This is a genomic window from Paenibacillus sp. Soil766, assembly GCF_001428105.1.
Classification (GTDB): Bacteria; Bacillota; Bacilli; order Paenibacillales; family NBRC-103111; genus Paenibacillus_E.
Window position 1 is genome coordinate 140723 of the sequence record NZ_LMSJ01000012.1, and the last position, 20094, is coordinate 160816.

At 45.1% G+C, this 20094-nt stretch carries 14 protein-coding genes and 1 pseudogene; 14 read left to right on the forward strand and 1 reads right to left on the reverse strand.

Annotation, left to right across the window (positions count from 1 at the left end):
- Positions 1–10 precede the first annotated feature (10 nt).
- The 6 genes from ASG89_RS10065 to ASG89_RS10090 all read left to right on the forward strand — a co-directional run bounded on the left by ASG89_RS10065 (position 11) and on the right by ASG89_RS10090 (position 7497).
- On the forward strand, positions 11–1687 hold the full coding sequence (locus tag ASG89_RS10065) for a cellulase family glycosylhydrolase (RefSeq protein WP_057310452.1): 1677 nt from the start codon (positions 11–13) through the stop codon (positions 1685–1687).
- 150 nt (positions 1688–1837) lie between these two features.
- Positions 1838–3742: a 1,4-alpha-glucan branching protein GlgB gene (gene glgB, locus ASG89_RS10070; RefSeq protein ID WP_057310453.1), complete on the forward strand. Its 1905-nt coding sequence runs from the start codon at positions 1838–1840 to the stop codon at positions 3740–3742.
- A 7-nt stretch (positions 3743–3749) separates the two neighbouring features.
- Positions 3750–4931, forward strand: coding sequence for a glucose-1-phosphate adenylyltransferase (locus ASG89_RS10075; protein WP_057310724.1), 1182 nt, complete (start codon positions 3750–3752; stop codon positions 4929–4931).
- Between the two features lie 15 nt (positions 4932–4946).
- Positions 4947–6074 carry a glucose-1-phosphate adenylyltransferase subunit GlgD gene (gene glgD, locus ASG89_RS10080; protein ID WP_082592953.1) on the forward strand — a complete coding sequence of 376 codons (1128 nt, stop codon included), beginning with the start codon at positions 4947–4949 and terminating at the stop codon, positions 6072–6074.
- 36 nt (positions 6075–6110) lie between these two features.
- On the forward strand, positions 6111–6926 hold the full coding sequence (locus ASG89_RS10085) for a PPK2 family polyphosphate kinase (protein ID WP_057310455.1): 816 nt from the start codon (positions 6111–6113) through the stop codon (positions 6924–6926).
- A gap of 28 nt (positions 6927–6954) precedes the next feature.
- Complete coding sequence (locus tag ASG89_RS10090; protein WP_235549694.1) at positions 6955–7497, forward strand: DUF1003 domain-containing protein; 543 nt, start codon at positions 6955–6957, stop codon at positions 7495–7497.
- Between the two features lie 72 nt (positions 7498–7569).
- Here ASG89_RS10090 and ASG89_RS10095 read toward each other — a convergent pair whose 3' ends face one another.
- Complete coding sequence (locus ASG89_RS10095; protein WP_057310456.1) at positions 7570–8490, reverse strand: HD-GYP domain-containing protein; 921 nt, start codon at positions 8488–8490, stop codon at positions 7570–7572.
- 359 nt (positions 8491–8849) lie between these two features.
- Between ASG89_RS10095 and ASG89_RS10100 the strand changes: the two genes are divergently transcribed.
- The 8 genes and pseudogenes from ASG89_RS10100 to ASG89_RS10130 all read left to right on the forward strand — a co-directional run bounded on the left by ASG89_RS10100 (position 8850) and on the right by ASG89_RS10130 (position 20014).
- Positions 8850–9554, forward strand: coding sequence for an extracellular solute-binding protein (locus ASG89_RS10100; protein ID WP_057310457.1), 705 nt, complete (start codon positions 8850–8852; stop codon positions 9552–9554).
- A gap of 143 nt (positions 9555–9697) precedes the next feature.
- Positions 9698–10051: an extracellular solute-binding protein gene (locus tag ASG89_RS10105; protein ID WP_414813256.1), complete on the forward strand. Its 354-nt coding sequence runs from the start codon at positions 9698–9700 to the stop codon at positions 10049–10051.
- A gap of 96 nt (positions 10052–10147) precedes the next feature.
- Positions 10148–10432: a hypothetical protein gene (locus tag ASG89_RS10110; protein WP_057310459.1), complete on the forward strand. Its 285-nt coding sequence runs from the start codon at positions 10148–10150 to the stop codon at positions 10430–10432.
- A 1123-nt stretch (positions 10433–11555) separates the two neighbouring features.
- Positions 11556–11954: pseudogene (locus ASG89_RS38615) on the forward strand (hypothetical protein); the annotation flags it as partial.
- Positions 11955–12537: 583 nt separating this feature from the next.
- Complete coding sequence (locus ASG89_RS38620) at positions 12538–12693, forward strand: helix-turn-helix domain-containing protein (protein WP_082592954.1); 156 nt, start codon at positions 12538–12540, stop codon at positions 12691–12693.
- 54 nt (positions 12694–12747) lie between these two features.
- Positions 12748–13836: a zinc-dependent alcohol dehydrogenase gene (locus ASG89_RS10120; RefSeq protein WP_235549695.1), complete on the forward strand. Its 1089-nt coding sequence runs from the start codon at positions 12748–12750 to the stop codon at positions 13834–13836.
- A gap of 133 nt (positions 13837–13969) precedes the next feature.
- Positions 13970–14848, forward strand: a complete 879-nt coding sequence (locus ASG89_RS10125; RefSeq protein ID WP_057310461.1) for an AraC family transcriptional regulator — start codon at positions 13970–13972, stop codon at positions 14846–14848.
- 150 nt (positions 14849–14998) lie between these two features.
- A complete protein-coding gene (locus ASG89_RS10130; protein WP_057310462.1) occupies positions 14999–20014 on the forward strand; it encodes a cohesin domain-containing protein in 5016 nt (1671 codons plus the stop codon).
- Positions 20015–20094 lie beyond the last annotated feature (80 nt).

Here is a 20094-nt window from a genome sequence, read left to right on the forward strand (position 1 = left end):
GAAACTTATTGTGACAACAAGTGTGCATGAAGTAACTGGGTTTATAAAGGCCAAAGGCAAAAAGCTGATAAACGGTGAAGGACAGGAGATTCTACTTCGCGGCGTTGGATTTGGCAGCTGGATGCTTCCGGAAGGGTACATGTGGCTATTTCCTGATCAAGGGGATCGACCAAGACGAATCGAACAGATGATTAAGGATTTGATTGGCGACGAGAAGGCTGAGCAATTCTGGGAAATTTATTATCATCGATATACCTCCGAGTCGGATATTAGGCAAATCGCTGCAGATGGTTACAATTCTGTACGTGTACCAATCCTTGCCAGGTTTTTGATAGAGGATAGTGATGGCGAGGTTGTTCGCTATAATCAAGCTCATTTGAAGATCATGGACAACGTCATCGATTGGTGTCGTGAGCATAGACTTTATGTGATTCTTGATCTGCACGGTGCTACAGGAGGACAGACAGGAACGAATATCGATGATTCCGAGTCCGATAAACCTGAGTTGTTTATGAACGAACGGAATCAAGAGATCACAGTCGCGTTATGGCGAATGCTGGCTGAGCGTTATAAAGATGAGTGGATTGTAGCAGGTTATGATCTTTTGAACGAGCCGTTGCCAGAATGGTTTTCAGCCTATAATGATCAAGTAATGCCACTTTATAAGAAAATTACGAAAGCTATTCGTGAAGTCGATGATCGTCATATGATCATTTTGGAAGGTGTGCACTGGGCCACAGATTGGTCGATTTTTAATGAAAAGTTTGACGATAATCTTATGCTTCAATTTCATAAATACTGGAACAACCCGGATACAGAGAGTATTCAGATTTATCTGGATAAGCGTGAAGAATGGAACGTGCCGATCTTTATGGGCGAAGGCGGCGAGAACAATAAGGAATGGTATGCAGGTGCATTTCGATTATTTGAGGATCATGACATCTCGTGGAATTTTTGGACTTGGAAAAAAATGAATAAAAACAATTCGCCATGTTCTGTGATCCAGCCAGCGGGCTGGCAGCAGTTGATTGACTACTTAGAGGGCGGAGTTAAACCAGATGAAGCATCGGCCGAGCACATTTTATGGGAATACCTGCACAACATTTCTTTTGAGCAATGTTTGTATCAAAAAGCTGTAACGGATTCGCTATTCCGCAGACCTTCGACGCGTATTCCCGCTATTTTCTATGGGTACAGGGGAGAAGGGATTAGCTTCGGGACCAAGAATCGTAGGGATGCAAACATTGGATTTCGGATGAATGACAGAACAGATATCCGCTTTATAGAAGGATCTAAAACAACACCTAACTTTCAACATGGCAAAGGGGAACTTTGGCAAGCGGATGAACGATTATGTGTGCAGTTAATTGCAGAAGATTGGTTTGCTTATGAATTCACTGTTGGTCATGATTCTAAAGCCCCGCATTATACCGTTGATTTGCGTGCTTTAGCACCTATGGAGAGAGCGCAGATAGCTGTTAAAGTCGATGATAAAGTAATTGAAATGGTAGATGTTGTTGGGAAAACATGGCGTACGCTGCGTTTGAAAGACGAATTCCAGCTAAGTCCTGGATTACATCGCATTGTACTTACATCCATGGCAAACATAGTACGTATTGAATGGCTCGAAGTTATACCGGTAAATGAGGTGAATCTGGTGAATTTCAGGCAGGAAACGTCCAGTTAACGTCTAGACGCGTCAAAAGAAGACATTCCAAAAACACGAGCCAAATTGGCATCGTGTTTTTTGTGCGGGCAAGAATTTATACGTTTGCTGTTTCAATCGACCTGGATGTGTGTAATTAGAATTAAATTCAACACGCGGGGAGGAAATGGCATGACAACGATCGCCTCGAAATCAAACACGGACGCTTTCTATTTGCTGCATGAGGGCACACAGTATCAAAGCTATCAATTTCTAGGAGCGCATTTGGAAGAGCGCGATGGCTGTAAAGGAGTTAATTTCGCTGTGTGGGCGCCGAATGCCAAGCAGGTGAACGTTTCCGGCAGCTTTAACGGTTGGGATGGCACCCATCATGCAATGACCATGCAGGAAGGCATCTGGACACTGTTCATACCCGAGCTTGAAGAAGGCACTTTATACAAGTATGAAATCGTGACGATGGACGGGGATCGTTATCTGAAGGCGGATCCATATGCGTTTCAGTCAGAGGTTCGACCAGAGACTGCTTCCATTATTGCTTCGCTTGAAAATTATGAATGGCAGGATGAAGACTGGTTGCAGAATAACACGTCGCAACAATGTTTGCAGCAGCCGCTTCTCATCTATGAGGTGCATTTAGGCAGTTGGAAGCGCAAGGAGGACGGCGGCTTTTACAGTTATGTGGAATTAGCAGATGAACTCATTGATTATGTTTACGAGCGGGGTTATACCCATATTGAGTTAATGCCCTTGGCAGAACATCCGCTTGACTCATCGTGGGGATATCAGGTAACCGGTTACTTTTCCGTGACAAGCCGTTATGGATCACCGAAGGACTTTATGTACTTTGTTGATTGTTGTCATCAAAAGGGAATAGGCGTGATTATGGACTGGGTTCCTGCTCATTTTTGCAGGGATGCGCAAGGCTTAGCTCGATTCGATGGGTTACCCCTCTATGAGAATGCGGATAGTCGCAGAGGTGAGAATCCGACTTGGGGAACGTATATTTTTGATTATGGTAAGCCGGAAGTTGTTAGTTTTTTAATTTCGAATGCGCTGTTCTGGATGGATATGTATCATGTGGATGGACTAAGAGTCGATGCCGTCTATAGTCTGTTATCGTTGAATTTTAATCGAGCAGAAGATGAATGCATTCGGAACGAACAGGGTGGAGAGGAAAATCTGGAAGGAATTGCGTTCCTGCAGAAATTAAATGCAGTCGTATTCTCCAGGTATCCGAGTGCGCTCATGATTGCAGAAGACTCCAGCTCGTATTCGGGTATAACTACACCGGTTGAGTACGGTGGACTAGGGTTTAATTACAAATGGAATTTAACCTATACCTGGGATACGCTGGAATATATGAAGAAAAATCAGAGCGAACGCAGCGGACAGGAAGATCGATTAACTCGGTCGCTGCTGGGAGTTAGGAACGAGAATTATGTCTTGCCTTTTTCTCATGATGAAATGGTCTATCCGACCAAATCCCTGCTAGGTAAAATGTCAGGTGAAGACAATTGGCAGCGTTTTGCTAATCTGCGCGTGCTTTATACTTATACAATGGGACATCCAGGTAAAAAGCTGATTTTTATGGGCAATGAATTCGGTCAAATGGACGACTGGGATGCAGCGGGCTCCTTGGCATGGGGGTTGTTGCGGAGTGAGGAGCATCAGAAATTTGCGGAATTTGTGAAACAGATGAATCATTTTTACATAAAAGAAAAAGCATTGTGGGAACTAGATTTCGAGACAAACAGTTTCACCTCCATGGTTGCGGATGATAAAGAGGATGGTTTGGTGACGCTCTTTCGAAAATCGAAGACGAACAATGAACAGCTTATTATCATTAGCAATTTTAAGCCTGAAATGCATGAGGGATATCGCCTTGGGGTCATGGAGCCTGGGCGTTATCAGGAGGTTTTCAACAGCGATAAGTTGGAATTCGGCGGATCAGGAATAACCAATGAGAACATGTTGGAAACCGAGGAATGGCCTTGTCAGGATTATCCTCAAAGTATTGCGGTTAACATACCGCCACTTGCTGCGATTATCATCAAATATACCACTACGGAAGGATGAGATGAGTGTGAAGAAACAGGAGTGCGTAGCTATGCTGTTAGCAGGCGGTGAAGGGAGTAGACTTCATCCGTTGACGAAAAATATCGCAAAGCCTGCTGTCCATTTTGGTGGGAAATATCGAATAATTGACTTTTCATTGAGCAATTGCCGCCATTCAGGCATTGAAACGGTAGGCGTGTTGACGCAGTACAAACCGGCTGTTCTTCATGCTCATATCGGAAGTGGGGAAGCGTGGGGGATGAAGAATGAGAGAGGAGGGATCTCTCTATTAGAAAGACAAGTGGGTGCACCTAATGCGTACTCAGGGACAGCGGATGCCATTTATCAGAATTTGGCTTTTCTCCGGGAACAGAATCCAAGCTATGTCTTAATTATTTCGAGCGACCATATCTACAGCATGGATTACCGAGCGATGCTTGAACATCATAAGGCTTCAGGCGCGGATGTTACCATATCTGTTACGCCTGTGAAATGGGAGGAAGCGAGTCGTTTTGGCATTATGAGCACGGATGAAGAACACCGAGTCACAGCTTTTGTAGAGAAACCGCTGAAGCCGGATAGTAATCTCGCTTCCATGGGTGTGTATTTGTTCAACTGGGATATTCTTAGGTCATCTTTGGAAAAAGATGCAGAACATCAGGCTTCAAGCCATGATTTTGGAGGAAATATTATTCCAGGGTTGCTGGCTGAAGGTGCCCACGTATCGGCTTATCCGTTTCAAGGATATTGGAAGGATGTCGGTACGATTCAAAGCCTGTGGGAATCCCATATGGATCTACTGGGATATACGCCTAAGTTACAATTGGAACAGGAAACTTGGCCTATACTGACCCGAACAAGGGAACTCCCGCAAGCTCACGTTTCCTTGACGGCTAGAGTAAATAATGCGGTAATCGGGGACGGATCGACGATATATGGGAATATCAGTCATTCCGTGATATTCGATAACGTACGTGTTGGGGAAAATAGCAGAGTACTCAATAGTGTCATCATGCCAGGTGTGCAAATTGGAAGGAATGCGCTCATAAGTAATGCCATTATCGGAGAAGGCGCTATTATTAAAGATGGTGCTGTTGTTGGCCAGCTAGATGGCTTTGAGATTACAACAATTGCGGAGAGAACAACGGTGAGACGCCATTATCCAGCTGTTATTCCGGCCAAGCTAACTAATCAGGTGTATTTCGGGTAATCGAAGGAGGAGTGTATGATGATGAAGGACGTTCTTGGGATGATCAATTTGATGAATGAACAAGATGACTTATCTACGCTTACACGCAATCGATGTGTGGGTGCCGTGCCTTTTGCCGGTCGGTATCGGATGGTCGACTTTGCGCTCTCCAATATGAGCAATTCGGGTATTCAGAAGGTAATGCTTTTGTCGACGGACAAGGCGGACTCCCTGCTCGAACATGTAGGTGACGGGCATCATTGGGGCTTAGATACGACTGCGGAAGGCGGAGTAACGGTTCTCCCTCATTGCCAATTCGCCAAGGATTTGCGAGGGGATTTATTTCATCTATACAGTCATATTGATTTTCTGAAAAATTGTCCCGAAACGTATATGCTGCTTGCGCCTAGCAGTGTGATCTACCATATGAATTTTGCAAAAATGGTCGATTACCATCTCAGCAACGATGCTGATATTACAATTCTCTATAAGCATTTAACAGAGATGGATCGACATGCACATATTGGACATGCCTATAGCTTAGAAATGAACGATCAGGGCAGAGTCATTCGTGTCACGCCAACCTACCATGCGTTACCAAGCTTAAACCCGCAAAGTATTGATTTGGATACAATGGTAATCAAACGGAGTTTGCTCATTGAGTTGATCGAAAAGAGTATGAGGGATGGCAGAGATACGTACTTGAAAGAAGTCATCTGGCGTCACTTAGCGGATATTTATGTCCAAGGATATGCCAGTCATGGGTATGTGGCTATTATGGACTCGATCGATAGTTACTACGCGCACAGTATGCATCTCCTGCAACCACAGGGATGGCATGAATTTATGGTTAACCATGAATCCGTTTATACAAGGCAAGAAGAAGAGCTGGAAACGGCTTGTCATGATCAAGCATTAATTCGTAACTCATTCATCGCTCATGGTTGCAACATTGAAGGCTATGTGGAAAATAGCATTTTGTTTCCTGGTGTGAAGGTGAATCGAGGCGTTAGTATCAAAAATAGTATCGTGATGCATCAGTGCGCCATCGAAGCGAATGCCTATTTGGATCACGTTATTCTAGACAAACAAGTTGTTGTGGAACAAGGTGCTATATTACGCGGCCAGTTCGCTCACCCCATAGTGGCAGAAAAAATGGTGTGATTTCAGCCCATGGCAACCATGTAGAGGAGGTCAAGTATGCTTAGCAGCCATTTCCGATGGGAACACGGTAAAAAAGTACAATTAGCGAGCATCGATCCGAATGATACCAATGCTCATCAGGACAGAGAAGAAATCGAGCCGAATATGGCGTGTTTGAAGGAACGATTGGAAGTTCTTCAAAATATGCTTTATGCAGCAAAGCAGCAGTCTGTTCTATTCGTCATTCAAGGCATGGATTGCAGCGGCAAAGATGGTGTTGTGAAGCATGCGCTTGGATGTCTGCATCCGCAAGGGTTTCAAGTAACGAGTTTCCGAACTCCTACAGAAGAAGAGGCATCCCATGATTTTTTGTGGCGTGCACACAAGGCAACGCCTGCCAAAGGCATGATTGGAGCTTTCATTCGGTCCTACTATGAAGATGTGCTGATCACCCGCGTGCATCGATTAATTGACGATTCGGAAGCGAAACAACGGTTCAAGCATATCAATCGTTTTGAGAAACTGCTGGAGAGCAGCGGTGTGAAAATAGTTAAGATTTTCTTGCATATCTCGCAAGATTTCCAGCTTGCCAAGCTTAGGAATCGACTCAAGGATCCAACAAAGCGTTGGAAATTCGATAAGAATGACCTGGTTGAACGTGAATCTTGGGAGGAATATCAAGCGGCATATGAGGATTTAATTAAACAGTGCAGTTCGGATTCAGCACCTTGGTATATTGTCCCTGCCAACCATCGATGGTATCGGGATTGGGCAGTTCTGCAAATCGCCGTGTCTGCGTTAGAAAGTATGGAATTAACGTATCCGGAATCGGTTCAGGAGTTGGATGACATGCTCCTTACCACCTTGGAGTAAGATTGGCTTAAGGAAGAAGGGACAAGGAATGGAAAAAGAGATAGGAAAAGAAATGGAAGGAACTCAAGCGGCAGGTGATTTCACATCGGAGAAGTTGTTTCATGAATTAGATAATGACCCTAGCTTTAAACTGGACAATGACCAATTAGAACGCATAGCTTCCATCGTAAATGCGTATAAAGGGAACATTAAATCCCATTTAATTGAGCAGCAGGAGAAGAAGGCTTCCTGGGCTGATCGGCTTGCTGATGACATTGCCAGGTTCGGCGGAAGTTGGGCGTTTATCTTGCTATTCAGTTTGTTCTTAGTCGTTTGGATGTCGATTAATTTCTTGAGCTTCGCCTTCGATAAACCCCCGTTCATCCTGCTTAATCTTATTCTCTCTTGTATTTCAGCCTTTCAAGCGCCAGTCATTCTCATGAGTCAGAATCGACAAGCTTCCAAAGATAAACAGGAGGCGATCCTTGACTTTGCTATCAATTACCGTGCAGAGCAAGAAAATATGGAGCTTAAGGTCCTGCTGGATAGGTTGGATCAAAGGCTGGAAAGAATCGAGCAACAGGGGCGGTAGGTAATGTTACTTTGCCCTAGTAACTGAAAACTTTATTTCGACCGCTTTAAGCTTGATAAAGAGCTTGGTCAGTTAAGTTGCTTGTTCTTTTTTGAGAATAACTAAAAAAGCATCTACGACTGTTGGATCGAATTGGGTTCCTTTGTTTTTGATAAATTCCTGATAAACATATTCGATTTCCATATGATCGCGATAGGCCCGTTTGGAAGTCATGGCATCGTAAGAATCTGCAACAGATAAAATACGAGCAGCTAACGGTATTTCTTGAGCGCTTAAGCCTTCAGGATAACCTTTTCCATCGTATCTCTCGTGATGATAAAGCACCATGTCCAGAACGCCTTGAGTTCCCTGGAACGAAGAGATATGTTTAATAGTTTCATAGCCGATAACAGGGTGACGTTTAATTGTCGTATACTCCTCATCGGTTAAGCATCCCGACTTTGTTAAAACGTTTTCCGGTATACCGATTTTCCCAATGTCGTGAAGCAATCCACCAATATAAATGTTATCGCATTGTTTGCTAGAAAGCTTCATTTCTTTAGCAATCAACGTCGCATATTTAGCTACATTTTCAGAATGTGTTGCCGTATATTTATCCCGGGAATCCAACGATTTCGATAAGGCTACGATGATGTCCAATGATGCCTTTTTCTTTTTTTGATATAAATTCTCCATATTGTAGGAGATATAAGTCATGAGGGCATAGACGATCCAAAGCGATATTAGAATTGCCGAGGGGAACATTTTATACTGTATAAATAATCGTAATAAGACAACGAGCGTAGAAATCGCCAATACAATGATAAATGGTCGATTCGAAAATCCAATACCTAAGAAAATGACAGCAAGAAGATAGAGGGAATAGATATCAACGCCAGGTAAAATAAATAGATTAATAATTGGCATAATCAAAAGCATGCCGAAGAATGCATAGCGAAAAATAGCTGTGTTACTTAGCCAATAAGCTAATTTCTCCTGAAACTTTTTTACCATTAGCTCACACCTCTAGTTAGTTTACATCTTCAGTCGTCCCTACGACTGAATTACCCGTTTTTACCGATTCATGTAATATTTCATATATCCTTTAGGTTTTAATTAGAAATGTGTTAAGAATTTGTTTAATCTCACAAAAATGAGAGAAGATTGCCAATCACCTAGCCAGAAACAAAAAAGCACATTGTCATCTATAAATGTAATCGCTTTCGTGAAAAAATGAGGTTACATAACCAATCGAACAAATCGTTGCCTGATGCGTTGCGAATCGTAGTGCAGGTTTTGTGAAAAGGAAGTCTGCGATCGTAGGCGGTTATGGCTTATAATAAAAAACAAGACAAAGGGGGAGATGGCCATTAATGAAAACCAACTCAACTAAGCGAGCTACCGCTTTGCTATGTATGGTTTCGTTGGCAGTAGCTCTCGCAACGGCCTGCAGCAGCACAGGAACCAAAAATCCTTCAACTCGCAGTGATCAGGGTAGTCAGGTATCTGATGCGCCAGTGACTCTTTCGCTCATACAGCCTGATGGAGGCCGAGTTTGGCGAGATGACAACCCAGTTACCAAAGAAATTGAGAAAAAGACTCGCGTGAAGCTGAACGTGAATATGCTGCCCAATAACGATTTCAATAGCAAGTACAACGCGCTTGCCGCATCAGGTGAGATTCCGGATATGAGCAGGTTGGGCTCATTCGACTACCAGAAGTTTGTGGATCAAGGCTTGTTCCTGGACGTGACTCCTTACTTAGAACAATACGCTCCTAACCTGAAGAAGAATCTGAAGACAGAGCTGTGGGAGTTGACGAAGCACAAAGGTAAACAGTACGTTATTCCTTATGAGAATGCGGCAGGCAAAGAGGTTCCGGTAGTCCGTAAGGATTGGCTGGAGGTATTGAATATGACAATGCCCACCAATTTAGATGAATTCGAGCAAATGGTGAAAGCGTTTACCTTCAACGATCCTGACAAGAGCGGTAAGAATGATACGTTCGGCATTGGCAACGCTAACACTTACGCGGAAAGCTTTATGCCGATTTTCGGGGCATTTGGCATCTCGCCGTGAATGTTTGCCAACAGTGTGCCCATGAATAGTTATTTAAAGGAAAACAAGATTTACCCAGTTGCTATTTCTCCAGAATATAAGACTGCGTTAAGCTATATCAAAAACCTGTGGGACGCCAGGGTAATCGATCCTGAGATGTTACGATCAAGTCGGATCAGGCGATGCAAAAGGTGGCTCAAGGGAAAATTGGCTATTTTAGTGCCTGGTGGTCCATCGCCCCGCAAACGTTAGGGCAACAGCTCAAAATGAAGGAAATTGTACCGAATGCGTACTGGGAGCCGGTCTTTCCTGGCATTAAGGGGCCAGAAGGAAAAAGTGGCATGCTGTCTTTTGGCAATTTAGGCGGAGTGATCGCCATTTCATCCAAAACCAAAAATCCGGAAGCCGTCCTAAGTTTTCTCGATTATATGTCCACGGACGAGGGCTGGGAGCTTAGTCACTATGGGATCAAGGGTGATCACTACCGGGAAATTACCGAGGCGCGAACGCAGTCGTGACAGAAGGCGTTCGACGAGAGATGGCTGGACCCGCTGGGCCAGATTATTTCTAGACAAGAACTAGTAGAACAAGTAAGCAACTCATCTAAAGATCCAGTGCAAATTGAAAATAACCGCTTCATAGAGTCGGCAGCGAAATACACCTTGTACCAGGATATTTTCTATGGGATCCCGCTGACTGATGAACAGAACTCGTACGGCTCAGATGTAGCCAAATACGAAGAGGAGATGTTTATCAAGTTTGTTACTGGTAAGGAGCCGTTGTCCAAATGGGACGAATATGTGGCTACATGGAAGAAGAAGGGCGGCAAAGCCTTGCTTGACTCCAAAATAAAAACATATAACGAACTGAGATCGGGCAATGTGAGCCCAGGTATCTAATGTGGGAGCAGCGATTTCTGGGGGAGCGCTGTATTATTCGTCCTCGTCTCTACTTTGGAGGGATGCCATCCAGAACAGCAGCAACACGCTGCAACTGCTCAAGAATGGGCAGGAAATCGTGCTGGCTGAAGTCGACAAGGCCATGGAAACGGTATTCTTAGATTCATCTTTTCTTCATTATATGGATTATTATGAGCAATCCGATATCTACATGCAGCTTCAGTTGAGGCAGCGCCTCGAGAATGTCGTTTTATCCAGTGACTATATTCACTCCGTTTCTATTTACTACACCAACTCGCAGTTAATTCTGTCCTCGGTTCAGGGGGCTGTGCCGCTCAGCGGTTTTCAGGATAAGGATTTCATCCGTTCCATGGCAGAACAGACGCCGAGCAAATCGCTCGTCCGCACGAGATACTTGCCGGGAATTTCTGCAGCTAAGGAAGAAACGGTCATCTCCATGGTAAAAACCTTGCCTATCATACATGCGGGGACGCCGTCTGCGTATGTGGTGATCAACATCAAGGGTAATTATTTGGCGCAGATTATGCAGTCTTTAAATACGAACCCTGATGTCCAATTGATTGTAACCGATAAGGAAGGGCATGTTCTTTCGCAGAAAACAGAAGAAGGGATTTCCGATGTCGGGGAACTTGTCAGCGACTTGGATATTTCACAATTAAACGGTTCATCAGGTAGCCTGCTGACCAAAGTGCGCGGGATAGACACGCTGGTTTGCTATGTGACATCCGTAACGAGCGGCTGGGTGTACACGTACATGATTCCGAAGTCCGTGGTGACTCACAGTCTCCACTTGTGGAGCCGGATGACGGTTGTAATCAGTGTGATAGCAGTGCTGCTCAGCCTAATCGGCTCGTTGTTGTTGTCCAAAAGAATCGTCAACCCGATGAATCGGCTGTTGATTATGATGCGCGGCACGGATCAGAAATCCTATGATAGGAAATCTGAACATGCCAAGGAGATCGTTCAGATTGAGCGCAACGTCAGCCGGTTAATGGATCAGAATCGGGATCTAACGAGCCTGCTGAAGGATTATGAGGTTCAGAGTCGGAACAAATTTTTGCAGCGGCTGGTTTGTGGAGATGAAAAGATTTCGTTACAAACGATGGACCGTCTGGCTTATTATGGTCTGAGCCTGCCGGAAAGAGGGGCATTCGTTGTCGTGCTAGTCTCTATGGACGAGTACACCAAGTTCGTCCAGAAAATGCATGAGTCTGAGCGGAATTCACGGCTCTTGCAGTTGTCCGAAGGACTACATGAGGAGGCCTTCGTTAAGCAGGCATATCAAGGTTATTTGGTGGAGACAGAGCCGAATGAAATGGTGCTGGTACTCCATTTAGACAAAGAAGAGAGCGCATCGGAGATGCTGCCCGATAGCCTGCGCACCTGGCTGCGTCAGCTATTGGTGCTTCTGTGCAAGGATTCTACGATGACCTTTACAATTGGTGTAAGTGCTTTGCACACGACGATTGAAGAGCTAAGTGATTGCTACCAGGAAGCCGGCTCGGCGCTGCGGCAGAAGCTCGTATATGGTGGCAATACAGTTATTTATTATGAAGCTGTCCGGCCGGAAACAGGAATTGTCATGTATCCGTTAGGTCTTGAAAAGCAATTACTGACACACTTCAAAACGGGGAACCGGGAAGGGGTCGTCTCTGGTTTACAAGAATTTGACTCCCATATGATTGAGCATCACGCCAGACAAATCGAGGTGGTCAGACATTATTTCCTGCAGTTGTTTTCTTCATCACTTCGATGTGTCTATGAAATTGACGCCAAACTCGGCTTTCAGCCGGTCATACAGCAGTTGAGGCATACCGATCTGTTAGAAATGGAAACGATGCAGAGCATGGTTGGTTACATGCAGGCGCTGTACGAGCTTGTGCTTGATCAGCTGGAGCAGAAACGATCTCTGAAGAATCAGGAATTGGCAGATGGGATTACAGCTTATATCGATGCACATCTTGCAGATGATTTAACGATCGAACGGTTAAGTGAAATTTTTGCGATTAGTACTTCGCATATGCGCAAAATCTATAAGGATAAAACTGGTATGACAATTAAGGACAGAGTATCGGAGCGCCGACTTGCGGCAGCCAGAACACGACCCACGACTGAAAATCCAGGAGATTGCGGATCAGGTAGGTTACTTGACGGTTCAATCGTTTACGAAAGCATTTAAAATGGAAACGGGTAAGACGCCAGGTGAATACCGTGCAGAGTTGTTACGGGTCAATGCGTAGGACACACAAGAACACGGAACTCTAACGGGATTTCGTGTTTTTTGATAAAAAATCATGGTTTACGTCAAAGACGCTCAAAGTAAAAACATTTATATTGAAAATGAGATCAATATAAAGGAGCGTATCAATGCGATGATTAACAAAAAAGTAATGTTCCAAAGTCCATGGCAGGTTGAAACGGTGGAAGAAAACTTCACTAGGCAGATTGGCGAAGAGGAGGTGCTGGTTAAGAAGCTGTATACCTTAATCAGCCCGGGAACTGAACTAGCCATGTTGTCGGGGAACGAGGCTTGGTTCCAGATGCCTGGCATTCCAGGATATGCAGCCGTAAGCGAGATCGTGGAAGTGGGGGCAGACGTGACGGGGTTTGCATCCGGTGATGTTGTTTTTCATTATGGGAGCCACTCCAAGTATGAGGTTGTTTCAATAAGGGGGACCTTTCTTAAAGTTCCAGAGAATCTAGATTTGAAATGGGTACCATTTACTCGTATGGCAACCGTCGCAACGACGGCGATACGTGTTTCGAATATTGAATTTGGGGATTATGTTAGTGTTACGGGGCTTGGACTAATCGGAAATATGGCTGCTCAGCTGGCGCAGGCTCAGGGCGCAACTGTGATTGGTATTGATTTATCTGTGGAACGACTTCGAATAGCCGAGCAGTGTGGTGTGATCTATGGGGTGAATGGTGGACAAGACAGTGTGAAAGAACAAATCACCGATATCACCCATGGAAAAGGAGTTTCTACCCATATTGAAGCTACGGGTGTCCCGCAAGTAGCGATCCAGAGTCTTCCCTATATCGCCAAATTAGGCGAAATTATATTCTTAGGCAGTCCTCGTGGTGAATATAACACGGATGTGACGGATGTGCTAAATTACTGCCATCTGTATAACAGGGGTTGTATTACCTTCAAAGGAGCGCATGAGTGGCGTTATCCGATTGAACCTAACGAATTTGTCAAACATTCGTTGGTCAGAAACTCGAACATTATATTCGAGCTGATGAAACAGAAACGGTTGCAAATCGAACCTTTAATCAGTCATGTGCTGAAGCCAGAGGAAGCCAAGACAGCTTATGAGGGTCTGCGATTGAATAAGGATCAGTATAGCGGTGTGTTATTTGACTGGAGCGAGTTGTGAGTCCTAAGAGGAACCGCAATGGAAATCGCCTCAAAATCAATGGTTCCAAAGGTTCTTTACGGTGGGATATGGAAAATATGAATACCCTTCAGTTATACTTGGACAATGATGTATTTCCTCAGGAGGGAAGTATATGGAGACTTGGATGAACAGCTTAACGCCTTTTGTCAGAGTGGTCAAAATTCATAAATCCTTCTCTCTGGCGGGTGAATGGATGGATTATGACCATGTGTATACCTATATCGAACAAGGGGAAGCTGAGTTTTTTTTGGACGGAGTCAAATATCAGGTGAAGGAAGGCGATATCCTCCTCATGCCTCCCTTCATGGCGCATATCATTCGCTCTACGTCAGAGGTGCCTCTAATCCAATATATCGTTCATTTTGATTTGTATTATGACGAAGAACGAAGCTCTTGGAAGGACCAAGTGATTACGGAAGAGCGAAAAGCGATGACAGCAAAAGAGATGCAGTTCGCATCTACAAGCCCAATTTCCCACCTGCCCTTGCCGGACCAGATCGAGTTCAAGAAAAGATTTCTGATCATGCAGAAAGAGTTCTTGGATAGGAGATCGGGTTATTCGTTGATCCTTAAAGGGATTTGTTTGGAATTGTTAGTCCTGTTTATGAAGGGACAAGTGGGTCATCACGAGAGAGAAGGAAAGATGACGAAGGGTTGGGTGTTTATTGAAAACACCATCACATTCATTAATGAACGCTATTGGGACCCTGAACTGGATAATCATACGATAAGTAAACATGTCGGAATATCGACCAATCATTTATCGTTTTTATTTAAAGAGCAGCTTGGCATTACGATTCATAAATATTTGACACATATTCGCATCGAGCAGTCGAAACTACGAATAATTGATGGGACGCAAACCTTAACCGCTATTGCTGAGATGGTGGGCTTTTCAAGCATTTATTTATTCAGCCGATCATTCAAGGCGACGGTTGGCGTTATGCCCAGCCAGTTTATGGCGATGAATTCCGATATTGGCAAGCGTTGAAATAGTCCGTCCTTTTGTCATAGATATCTTACTTCTGTCCTGTTGTGGACGCATCCATCCATTTCTTAGAATAAGATCATACCCATAAGAGCTGAGGTGACTGAAGTCTTATTACTGGTGTGATCATAATCAATGGAGGTGTGTTTGGAAATGTTGAAGAGGATGACAAGGGTACGGGAAAGTCGTGTTGTTAAAAAGGTCATTGCCCTCATCATGATTGCTACGCTGCTTATCAGCATCGTGCCGATCGGAATGACAGCCGCTTATGCAGCTACGGGTGATGTACTGGGCGCTGAAGAGATTGGCGTGATCATCGATGATCAAGATTCTGCTGTCACGTACACGGGGCTTGCTGCACCGCCAAGCGGGGCGAACTTCATTCAAGGAGCAAGTGGAACCTATCAAAACAGATTTACTTATGCCAATTTGAACAAGGCTGCGCCTCAAAGCATGACATTTGCACCTCAATTTCCACAGGATGGCATGTATGCCTTCTATGTAAGGAAACCCGCTACAACTCGCTGGTATGCGGGCAACGTTCCTTATACGATTACACATGCTGCAGGCGAGCATATCATTAACAACCCGAGTTCGGGTGATGGGACAGATGCATGGGTGCCATATGGCGTATATCCGTTCCGAAGCGGGCAGAAGTACCCCATTATAGCGGGTGGAACCGGGTATCAATATTTTCCGCCTGTGGCGCCTGCAGCGAATGGTTCGATTTCGATAGCGATTGACGGCATCAAGTTTGTCAAAGTTGGAGAATTGCCAGACCAAGCCGGGTTGGATGCCATCCAAGTCGCGCGCGATGCCGATATGACTGCTTCCATGAACCAATGGGCAGTTGATCTGGAAAAAGTGAATTACGAAGCAACAGGCACGATTGCTGCTAGTACGACAGTAGGTTCGAACGTGTATGAACAGGTTCTTCGATTGAAGACGGGGAGTACGAGTAACCCCGATGTTCAAATTACCGCAGTAGCTCCTGTTGACGGTACATATTTGAAAGTGGTGGACGGCAATCTCCTACTCAAAGCTAAGAATTTAACAACTTCGGATGTAAATGAAAACGCTGTCATTAAACTCAGTATGGGGAATGCATCGGCGACAATTAACCTCGTGGTAACGATTACGCCAAGTCCAGTCACGAACGTTGGAAATGAAGACAATTTCACGGATACACCGACCTGGTACCGCGATTATGCGCCTGGTATATTCAATCCGAATGAGGGGACGATTGAGCTTCGGGTGCGTCTGGATAAACCCTATGAAGAATTCGGAAACACGTGGGACTTCCTGTTTAAATTAATTCCGGAACAAAGCGGTCCTGGAAACACGTTGATTCAGGCTCATATTCCGCCACCGAGTAAGAAGCCTACCGGTACGAATGCGGTGTATGAACAACCGCTTACCTTCTTTGTGAGAAACGGTGAAGGAACCAATGGCGCTTATGCGTATGCGCAGCCGAATCAGCTCAGCTATCAAGTCGGTCAGCCCTTCAATCTGGCATTTTCTTGGAAAATGGGAACTGGCGGGTATGCCGCCATTTATAAAGATGGTGTTGAAATTACACCTCCAACGCCTATAACTGCAGCAGCGGTTTTGGAGAAGTTCATGCCCTACGAATTCATGGTAGAACGAAGCAGTCCGTTCAATGTCAGTCAGGTTAAGATTTCGACCAAAGCGCTAAGTGCAAGTGACCTGGAGCAGACTGCTCAGATTTTTAGCCGAGGAACGGATACAGCACTTCTTGCTGACATTACATATGGTCAAGACATTCAATCCCACAAATTTATTACACCATGGCATAACTCATCTAAATATAGAGTAGTGAAGCCCGCATTCCGCAATGAGAAACAGGTTTACTATACAGGCGAAGATGCAGTCTATCCAGTTATGACGGTTAATTATGGAGATAGCAACAAAGCCTACAACGTAAGCATTAAAGCAACAGATCCCTATGGGAAAGTAGAGTTTACCGAGAATCATACTGTGCTAGTAGCTGGAGGGGGTACGTATGGCATTGAGGAACTGCCACTTCCGGTGTTGAAGAATAAGGTAGGCTTCTGGTATTTGGAAACAACGATGAGTTCAAGCGACTCTGCACCTATCATCTATAAGAGTGGGATATCGAAAGTACCCGTCGATGAAGCGGGCGTAGCTGACGGTAAATATGCCAATTATTATGGGCAGCACGCGAATTATGACTATGATATGTCCGCATGGACCAAAATTCATACGAGCGCAACGCGCGGTTGGGAAGGTGCGTTACAGTTCTTATGGTATGCTGTTGAGCCAACCAAAGGCAATTTCGTTTGGGACAAAAGCGATGCCTATGTCGAGAAGGCACAAGAAGCGGGAATGGATATCCTCGCAGTGCTGGGTTATCCTTCCGATTGGGCCTCTAGCAGACCAGCCGAACAGGATATTCCGGCAGGCTTAAACGAACTTATCTACCGAGCGGAGCGTTGGGTACCTAAGGATATTAAGTATACGAATGGGACTCCAGGAACTGGTGAGGATTGGTCCAGCTATGTCTATCAGACGATGAAGCGCTACGCCGGTAAGGTGAAGTATTGGGAGGTCATCAACGAGGTGAATTTTCACCCTACTTCGAATCCCAAGACGATCGCAGCTGCCTTCTCAGGTACGAACGAAGAGTATATTTTGATGCAAAAAAGAGCTTATGAACAAGCACAGCGGGTGAAGTCCGAATATAAGCTGGCAACGGGTCAAGACCTTGAGCTCTACGTAACAACAAGCGGATTTGCAACCCCAGACCCGGCTGCGGATCGTCAGTTGGCGGTTAATATGCTCAAGGGGGATAACGTTAACTATTACGATATTTACAATGTGCATGGGTATGTCGGAACACAAGGAATATCGGATATTCTTACCGCTTATGGGCAAGCCAAAACGACTCACCCGAATCTGCAGCTGTGGCAGTCGGAGGTGTACCCACTTAATAGCAACCATACTCCATGGCGCATTTATGACACTGTGTGGAACTACATGGATTTCTTGGGGGCAGGTACAGCCAAATATTTCAACATGGGGACTCCGGCCGAGGATACGTTCGTTACACGGCATTCCCAGTCGCCTACAGAAATGTATCAGACGCTGGCGACGCTGCAGCATCATATTCGTAAAGCTGACGAATATAAAGGTTCTTATACTAGCTTTGAAGGCGCTAATTTCCTGAAAGTCAATCATTATCTGAAGCGTACGGATGGCAAATATCTAAGTGTACTATCAGCAGATGACCTATTGTTATATGTAACTGTCGCCAACGCTGAGCAAATCGTTAGCGCGCAGGACGCCTACGGAAATACCGTTCCGGTTACGGACTATGATGGAACCAAGCGTTTACTGAAAAAGAACAGCTTGTTCATCGTCAGTCAAGCCCCGTTGCAAATTACGAAAGTCGCGGGAGATGTTCCGCTTGCGACAGTGAAAAACGGGGACTTTGAACGCGTAAGCGGAGACCCGGCAGGCGGCCCGTCAGCTGTGATATTGCCGGATTGGACGATGGGCTGGAACAGAGGTGTTTATGGAACAAATGCCTATGTGAATAAGACTTCTCCGTTTGCAGGACAGAACGCGGCTGAATTTAATTCGGTGGGAGCTCCGAATAATCGAACGTTCATGTACCAGCAAGTATCGATCAACCAACCTGGGACGTATGTGCTCTCCGCACAAATCAAGAAGCTGGAAGGCAGCGATGTACAACCAGAGTTGAACATTTGGGACGGGGCTAACGATCATCAGCTTGCGTCTGTGACGTTAACGAATCAGTATGTCAATTACAGCCAAACTTATGAAGTTAACGAGCCCATAGACTTGGTCCTCAATGTAGGTATCCTTTCAGGAGTAGGTAAAGCTGTGTTTGATAACATTAGCTTTGAGCTGGTGCCAGAGAATGTCGCAATCACCATGGATAATTCGGATCCTACTGGTGTAACCCTCTTGGGCCAATGGGAAACCCGACCGAATGCAGATGCAAATAAAGGTGATTTTGCTTTAAATACTAAGAAAGACGGAGCATCCAGCGTGAGCTTTAAGCCAGTCATTCCATTCGATGGTATGTATGATGTTTATGTATGGCAGCATATAACGACTGGAACGCAAAATGCTCCTTTTACCATCCATCATGCGAACGGTTCCGAAACAGTCTCTGTGAATCAATCGCAAAATGGGAAGAGTTGGTTTAAAATAGGCAGCTACCCTTTTCATAAAGGGGAGTCAGGCAGCGTTGTTGTTAAAAATGCCTATACACTAGGTAACTTTATCCTGGCCGATGGCGTTCGCTTTACGCGTACAGGTCCCATACCGATTCCCAATCTGGACTTGAACAATAAGCTGACAGGTCCGGCTACTGTAGATGGAGGACAAAGCTTCAAGGTCACGTACAGTCTGGACAGTGTGACGGACAGCGTATATGCGCTGGATGCGACCGTAACCTACGACTCGACCAAGCTGGATTTCATTTCTGCTGTGTCTTTGAAGGAAGGTTTCGATATTGTATCGACGAAAACCTCAGTTGCGGGCCAAGTCCGCATCATTGCTTCAAGCCTAGACGTCGCTAAAGCCATCAAGGCGAACGGTGATGTATTGGAATTGACCTTTGCATCCAAAGCAAATGGAACGAACGGCGGTGTAGATCTTCATGCAGCTTCCATTGCCGTTGTCGGTGCTGGACTTGAAAGCGCGCTGGCTTCCTTCAAGCTTACGGTCAATGTTCAATATGCGAATAAAAGCAACTTAACTGCAGCGATTGTTACCGCAGAGGCACTTTACAATGCTTCCGTGGAGGGAACGCTGATTGGACAGTATCCGGTAGGCTCCAGAACGACTCTCCAATCGGCGATTAATGCAGCGAAGGCCGTAGAGACTGACACTGCCGTGACCCAGGCACAGATCGACGCGGCAACGAGCGCACTTGTTGGGGCTGTAGACGCTTTTAAACTGACTGTGAATAAGCGGAAGCCTGAGGATTTGAATGGTGACAATCGGATTAGCGTCAGCGACCTGTACTGGGTTTTGATCCATTATGGCAAAACATCAGCAAGCCCAGATTGGTCGACTGTTCAATTATTCGATGTCAATCAGGATCTGAAGATTGATTATCTCGATATGGCCGCAATTGCTATGAAAATGGAATAGCTATCCAGACTTCGGGAGATGGGTATGAGAATACCCAATCTCCCGAATCTTTAATTCCATAAACAATGCGAGACGTCCTC

What these genes read in the sequence shown, in the direction of transcription:
- ASG89_RS10090 (WP_235549694.1), top strand. Translation starts at nt 6,955, where the DNA reads ATGGAAAAAGAGATAGGAAAAGAAATGGAAGGAACTCAAGCGGCAGGT.
- glgB (WP_057310453.1), top strand. Translation starts at nt 1,838, where the DNA reads ATGACAACGATCGCCTCGAAATCAAACACGGACGCTTTCTATTTGCTG.
- ASG89_RS10085 (WP_057310455.1), top strand. Translation starts at nt 6,111, where the DNA reads ATGCTTAGCAGCCATTTCCGATGGGAACACGGTAAAAAAGTACAATTA.
- ASG89_RS10120 (WP_235549695.1), top strand. Translation starts at nt 12,748, where the DNA reads ATGGTTTACGTCAAAGACGCTCAAAGTAAAAACATTTATATTGAAAAT.
- glgD (WP_082592953.1), top strand. Translation starts at nt 4,947, where the DNA reads ATGATGATGAAGGACGTTCTTGGGATGATCAATTTGATGAATGAACAA.
- ASG89_RS10130 (WP_057310462.1), top strand. Translation starts at nt 14,999, where the DNA reads ATGTTGAAGAGGATGACAAGGGTACGGGAAAGTCGTGTTGTTAAAAAG.
- ASG89_RS10100 (WP_057310457.1), top strand. Translation starts at nt 8,850, where the DNA reads ATGAAAACCAACTCAACTAAGCGAGCTACCGCTTTGCTATGTATGGTT.
- ASG89_RS10125 (WP_057310461.1), top strand. Translation starts at nt 13,970, where the DNA reads ATGGAGACTTGGATGAACAGCTTAACGCCTTTTGTCAGAGTGGTCAAA.
- ASG89_RS10095 (WP_057310456.1), bottom strand. Translation starts at nt 8,490, where the DNA reads ATGGTAAAAAAGTTTCAGGAGAAATTAGCTTATTGGCTAAGTAACACA.